The following is a 5,547-nucleotide window of genomic DNA, read 5'->3' on the forward strand; positions in this document are numbered from 1 at the left end:
ATTGCGAGATCGCCGACCAGCTATTCGCCGATGCCGGGGCCACGATCGTGCCGGACGCGGCCGCCGTGTTCGCGGCTGACATCGTGCTGAAGGTCAAGCGGCCGGACGAGAGCGAGATGGCGCTGCTCCGCCCGGGCCAGGTCCTGGTGGGGCAGCTCGACCCCTACATGAACAAGGGCCAGGTCCAGGCCTATGCCGCGAAGAAGGTCGCAGCCTTCGCGCTGGAGCTCCTGCCGCGCACCACGCGCGGCCAGGCGATGGACGTCCTGTCCAGCCAGGCCAACCTCGCCGGCTACAAGGCGGTGCTCGACGCGCTTGAGCATTATGCACGCGTGATGCCGATGATGATGACCGCGGCCGGCACGGTCACCGCCGCCAAGGTCTTCGTCATGGGCGCCGGTGTCGCCGGCCTGCAGGCGATCGCGACGGCCAGGCGCCTGGGTGCGGTGGTCACCGCCACCGATGTCCGGCCGGCCGCCAAGGAGGAGATCGCCTCGCTGGGTGCGAAGTTCGTGGGCTTCATCCCCGAGGGTGCCGCCACCGCCGGCGGCTATGCCCGGGCGCTCACGCCCGAGGAGCAGGCCAAGCAGCAGGAAGTGATCGCCGAGCACATCAGGAACCAGGACATCGTGATCACCACCGCGCTGATCCCGGGCCGCAAGGCGCCGGTGCTGGTGACCGAGGCGATGGTGGCCTCGATGAAGCCCGGCTCGGTGATCGTGGACCTGGCGGTCGAGACCGGCGGCAATGTCGCAGGCTCGAAGGTGGGCGAGGTGGTGGAGAAGAACGGCGTGAAGATCGTGGGCAACCCGAACGTGCCTTCCCGCCTGGCACCGGCGGCCTCGACCCTCTATGCGCGCAACCTCCTGAACTTCGTGACCCTCCTGGTCGACACGGAGACCAAGGGGCTGGTCATCAACCGCGAGGACGAGCTGATCAAGGGCACCCAGCTCACCGACACGAACGGTGCGGTGGTCCACGACGCCTTCCAGGCCGCCTGAACGACGCTGGAGAAAAGAACATGGAACTGATCGATCACAGCGTCTTCAATCTGATCATCTTCGTGCTGGCGATCTTCGTCGGCTACTACGTGGTCTGGTCGGTCACCCCCGCCCTGCACACGCCGCTGATGGCGGTCACCAACGCGATCAGCTCGGTGATCATCGTGGGTGCCCTGGTGGCCATGGGCTCCGGCAGCACCATAGCCCTGGTGTTCGGCTTCATCGCCGTGGTGCTGGCGGCGGTGAACATCTTCGGCGGCTTCGCGGTGACCCACCGGATGCTCGCCATGTTCAAGAAGCGCGGCTGAGGAGTGCCCGCATGAGCCCCAACCTCGCCGCCATCGGCTACCTGATCGCCGCGGTCTGTTTCATCGTCAGCCTGCGCGGCCTCTCCTCGCCGGCCACCTCCCAGCGCGGCCTGCAGGCCGGCATCCTGGGCATGGGCCTGGCGATCGTCATCACGCTTCTGTCCCTGCAGCAGCCATCCGTCCTGGCCTATGTGCTGATCCCCGCAGCACTAGTGATCGGCGGTGGTGCCGGCTTCTACATCGCCCGCACCGTGGCGATGACCGCGATGCCGCAGCTGGTCGCGGCCTTCCACTCGCTGGTGGGCTTGGCCGCGGTGTTCGTCGCCGCCGGCGCGTTTGCAAGTCCCGAGGCCTTCCACATCCTGGTGCCGGGCACCACCGACACGATTAAGGGCCTCTCACTCGTCGAGATGGGCCTGGGTGCTGTGGTCGGTGCCATCACCTTCACCGGCTCGATCATCGCCTTCGCCAAGCTCCAGGCGATCATGGGCTCCGCACCGATCATGCTGCCGGCCCGCCACGTCATCAACATCGCGATCGGCGTGATCATCCTCCTGCTGCTGATCTGGCTGATCGTGGCGCAGAGCACGACTGCCTTCGTGCTGCTGATCCTGTTCTCGCTCTTGATCGGCGTGCTCCTGATCATCCCGATCGGCGGTGCGGACATGCCGGTCGTGGTGTCGATGCTGAACAGCTATTCGGGCTGGGCGGCGGCCGGCATCGGCTTCACCCTGAACAACCAGGCGCTGATCATCACCGGCGCGCTGGTCGGCAGCTCGGGTGCCATCCTCAGCTACATCATGTGCAAGGCGATGAACCGCTCGTTCATCTCCGTGATCCTGGGCGGGTTCGGGGAGACCGGCGGTGCCGCCACTGCCGGTGGCGAGCAGAAGCCGGTCAAGGCGGGCTCGGCTGAGGATGCCGCCTTCATGATGCAGAACGCGCAGAAGGTCATCATCGTGCCGGGTTACGGCATGGCGGTGGCCCAGGCCCAGCATTCGGTGCGCGAGCTCTACGACGCGCTCACCAAGGAAGGCGTGGAGGTCAAGTTCGCGATCCATCCGGTGGCGGGCCGCATGCCCGGCCACATGAACGTGCTGCTGGCCGAGGCGAACATCCCCTACGACGTCGTCTTCGAGATGGACGACATCAACAGCGAGTTCGGCCAGGCCGACGTGGCTTATGTGATCGGCGCCAACGACATTACCAACCCCGCCGCCAAGACCGACAAGACCTCGCCGATCTACGGCATGCCGGTGCTCGACGTGGACCGGGCCAAGGCGGTGTTCTTCGTGAAGCGCTCGATGGCGGCCGGGTATGCCGGCATCGAGAACACGCTGTTCAGCCAGGACAACACGATGATGCTGTTCGGCGATGCCAAGAAGATGACCGAGTCGATCGTCAAGGCGATGACCGGCGGCGGGCACTGAGCGGCCGGCATCCGGCGATGCATCATGCGGCGGCGCCGAGGAAGACCTCGGCGCCGTTGTCGCTTGTGAAGGCCGGCTCCGTCCTACATTTGCCGGCATTGTAGGACGGAGCCGGCTATGCGGAAGGTGAGTGCCCGGGAAGACAGCCAGAACTTCGCTAGACTGCTGGCCGAGGTAGCAGTTGGTGAAACGGTGGTGATCACCAAGCGAGGTCAGGAGATCGCCAAAATGGCGCCAGTCTCGTCGGAACTACGCGGCACCGACGCGGAGCGGCAGGCCAGGATCGACGAGTTCATTCGCTGGCTGCGTGAAGGCGTCGAGTTCCCCAAATCGTTCGAGTTCAATCGGGACGAGATCTACGACCGTTGATCGGCGTCGATACCAACGTCCTGGTCTATGCCGCGGCGCATGGACGACCCACGTCATTTCAAAGCTGCGGCGATCATCGAGATCCTGTTGACCGAGCAGCGTCTGTTCCTCCCGTTGCAGACCCTGGCCGAGCTGCATCATGTGCTGCGCCGCAAGGCTGGCATGGCGCCGCAGGATCTGGCCGGACGGATCGGCACCTATCTGGAACTCGCCACGGTCGAGCCGTACCGGCCGGATGATCTCGTCCGCGCGATGGAAGTCATCACGAGACACCGGTTGTCGCTCTGGGATGGTCTGATCTGGGCGGTTTGCGATCGGATGGGCGTGCCGGTCCTGCTGAGCGAGGACCTGCAGGATGGGCGCATGCTCGGTGGGGTGATGTCCCTCGATCCGTTCGGCGGCCGGATGGCGCGCTTCCTGACGATCTGATCGACCTGCCCCTCAGTCGTGCTCCACTGGCCGCCGGCGCATCGACTTCACGCCTGAGCGCTGTGCCTTCGCCGCCAGCCTGCGCTCCTTCGCGCCCTTGGTCGGCCGGGTGGCGCGGCGGGTCTTGGGCCGGACCGTGGCTGCCTGGATCAGCGCCACCAGGCGGGCCAGCGCGTCCTCGCGGTTGCGCTCCTGGGTGCGGAAGTTCTGTGCGTGGATGATCAGGATGCCGTCCTGGGTCAGGCGTGAGCCGGCCAAGCGGATCAGGCGCTGGCGGACGTCCTCGGGCAGGGAAGGCGAGTTCAGGACGTCGAAGCGCAGCTGCACCGCGGTCGACAGCTTGTTGACGTTCTGGCCGCCCGGGCCGGACGCGCGCACGAAGCTCTCGTCCAGCTCGCGCGGATCCAGCTGAATGGTTGGGGTGACGGGGATCATCGGCGGGTTTCCGGCCAGGGGCGGCTCTTCATAGCGGAAGGGCAGCAGCGTTGACCACCATGGCACCGCCCGCGAATGATCCAACGCCCTTCAGCCAGAACAGCGAGATCCTGCCCATGTCCATGTCGAGCAAGACCGTCCTCGTCACCGGGGCCACCGCCGGCATCGGCCAGGCGATCGCCCGGGAGCTGGCCGGGCGTGGTGCGAGGCTGCTGCTCACCGGCCGCAACGGGGCGGCCGGCCGGGCGCTGGAGGCGGAGCTGGCGGGCAATGACGGGAAGGCCCGCTTCGTCCGGGCCGACGTGACCGATCCGGGGGCTGCCAAGCTGCTGACGCAGGCAGCGGTCGAGACGTTCGGCCGGCTGGACGTGCTGGTTAACAATGCGGGCATCGTCATCCGCGGCGACGCCCTGCACTGCAGCGACGAGGACTGGGAGCGGATCATGGCGACCAACGTCACTGCCCTGTTCCGGCTGAGCCGGGAGGTGCTGCCGGTGATGCAGCGCCAGGGCGGCGGCGCCATCGTCAACATCGCCTCGGACTGGGGGCTGGTGGGTGCAGTGGGTGCGGTAGCTTATGGCGCCAGCAAGGGCGCTGTCGTGCAGATCACCCGCTCCATGGCGATCGACCACGCGCGCGATGGCATCCGGGTCAACGCGGTCTGCCCGGGCGATACCGACACGAGCATGCTGGATGGGGCGATGGCGGGGCATGATCGGGCGGCCGAGCTGGCCCGGATGGGTCAGGCCCTGCCGCTCGGCCGGGTGGGCCAGCCCGTCGAGATCGCCAAGGTCGTGGCCTTCCTTGCCTCGGACGACGCGAGCTTCATCACCGGCGCCTGCCTGCCCGTGGATGGCGGGAACACCGCGCAGTAGCGGCGGGGCTCAGTCGCGGGTGGCGACCCGGCCGGCTGCCAGCAGCAGCACCACGCCCGCCAGTGCCAGCAGGCCAAGCGAGGCAGCCAGGCCGATCCCGTGCGCCAGCAGGCCGATCAGCGGCGGGCCGGCCAGGAAGCCGAAATAGCCGATCGTGGTGACCGCGGCGACGCCGGCACCCGGGCTCACACCCGGGAGGCGGGCCGCGGCGCCGATCAGGATCGGCACGATGTTGGCAGCGCCCAGACCGATCAGGCCGAAGCCCGCCGCTGCCAGCGGTGCCACCGGCACCAGCGTGGCGACCAGGAAGCCCAGCGCGATCAGGACGCCGCCGCCGCGCAGCACCGTGACCCGGCCGAAACGTGCGGTGGCTGCGTCACCGACGAAGCGGCAGCCGGCCATCGCCAGCGAGAAGGCGGCAAAGCCCGCGGCCGCCATGGCCGGGGTGGCACCGGCGTTCTGGATCAGGTGCAGGGCGCTCCAGTCGGCCGAGGCACCTTCGACCACCATCACCATCATGGCGAGCAGGCCCAGCGCCAGTGAGGCCTTGTTGGGCAGCATGAAATGCGGCTCGGCCTCGTGGCGATCCGGGTCCGGCAGCGGCTGCACCCAGCGCCAGACCAGGGCCAACACCAGGGCGAACAGGCCGGCGGCCAGCAGCATTGCACCGCCCTCGTCCAGCCCCGCCCCGATCAGCAGC

At 67.8% G+C, this 5,547-nt stretch carries 7 protein-coding genes and 1 pseudogene; 6 read left to right on the forward strand and 2 right to left on the reverse strand.

Going from position 1 to position 5,547, the window contains the following annotated elements; translation table 11 throughout:
• The 5 genes from EQG76_RS08135 to EQG76_RS08155 form a co-directional block, all read left to right on the forward strand.
• Positions 1-1,001, forward strand: a 1,001-nt coding sequence (locus tag EQG76_RS08135) for an NAD(P) transhydrogenase subunit alpha (RefSeq protein ID WP_159712280.1), incomplete at its 5' end; no start/stop codon positions are given.
• A gap of 20 nt (positions 1,002-1,021) precedes the next feature.
• Positions 1,022-1,309 carry a proton-translocating transhydrogenase family protein gene (locus EQG76_RS08140; protein ID WP_159712282.1) on the forward strand — a complete coding sequence of 96 codons (288 nt, stop codon included), beginning with the start codon at positions 1,022-1,024 and terminating at the stop codon, positions 1,307-1,309.
• Positions 1,310-1,320: 11 nt separating this feature from the next.
• On the forward strand, positions 1,321-2,739 hold the full coding sequence (locus tag EQG76_RS08145; protein WP_159712284.1) for an NAD(P)(+) transhydrogenase (Re/Si-specific) subunit beta: 1,419 nt from the start codon (positions 1,321-1,323) through the stop codon (positions 2,737-2,739).
• Positions 2,740-2,856: 117 nt separating this feature from the next.
• Positions 2,857-3,108 carry a type II toxin-antitoxin system Phd/YefM family antitoxin gene (locus EQG76_RS08150; protein WP_159712286.1) on the forward strand — a complete coding sequence of 84 codons (252 nt, stop codon included), beginning with the start codon at positions 2,857-2,859 and terminating at the stop codon, positions 3,106-3,108.
• A gap of 39 nt (positions 3,109-3,147) precedes the next feature.
• Positions 3,148-3,537: a PIN domain-containing protein gene (locus EQG76_RS08155; RefSeq protein ID WP_159712288.1), complete on the forward strand. Its 390-nt coding sequence runs from the start codon at positions 3,148-3,150 to the stop codon at positions 3,535-3,537.
• Between the two features lie 12 nt (positions 3,538-3,549).
• Here EQG76_RS08155 and arfB read toward each other — a convergent pair whose 3' ends face one another.
• Positions 3,550-3,972: an alternative ribosome rescue aminoacyl-tRNA hydrolase ArfB gene (gene arfB / locus EQG76_RS08160; RefSeq protein ID WP_159712290.1), complete on the reverse strand. Its 423-nt coding sequence runs from the start codon at positions 3,970-3,972 to the stop codon at positions 3,550-3,552.
• Positions 3,973-4,088: 116 nt separating this feature from the next.
• On the opposite strand from arfB, the gene EQG76_RS08165 reads away from it, so the two are divergent.
• Positions 4,089-4,847 (forward strand): SDR family NAD(P)-dependent oxidoreductase, encoded by a 759-nt coding sequence (locus tag EQG76_RS08165; protein ID WP_159712292.1) that lies wholly within the window; start codon positions 4,089-4,091, stop codon positions 4,845-4,847.
• A 9-nt stretch (positions 4,848-4,856) separates the two neighbouring features.
• Here EQG76_RS08165 and EQG76_RS08170 read toward each other — a convergent pair.
• Positions 4,857-5,547, reverse strand: a pseudogene (locus EQG76_RS08170) (MFS transporter); the annotation flags it as partial.

Source organism: Geminicoccus flavidas, assembly GCF_009806515.1.
Lineage (GTDB): Bacteria > Pseudomonadota > Alphaproteobacteria > Geminicoccales > Geminicoccaceae > Geminicoccus > Geminicoccus flavidus.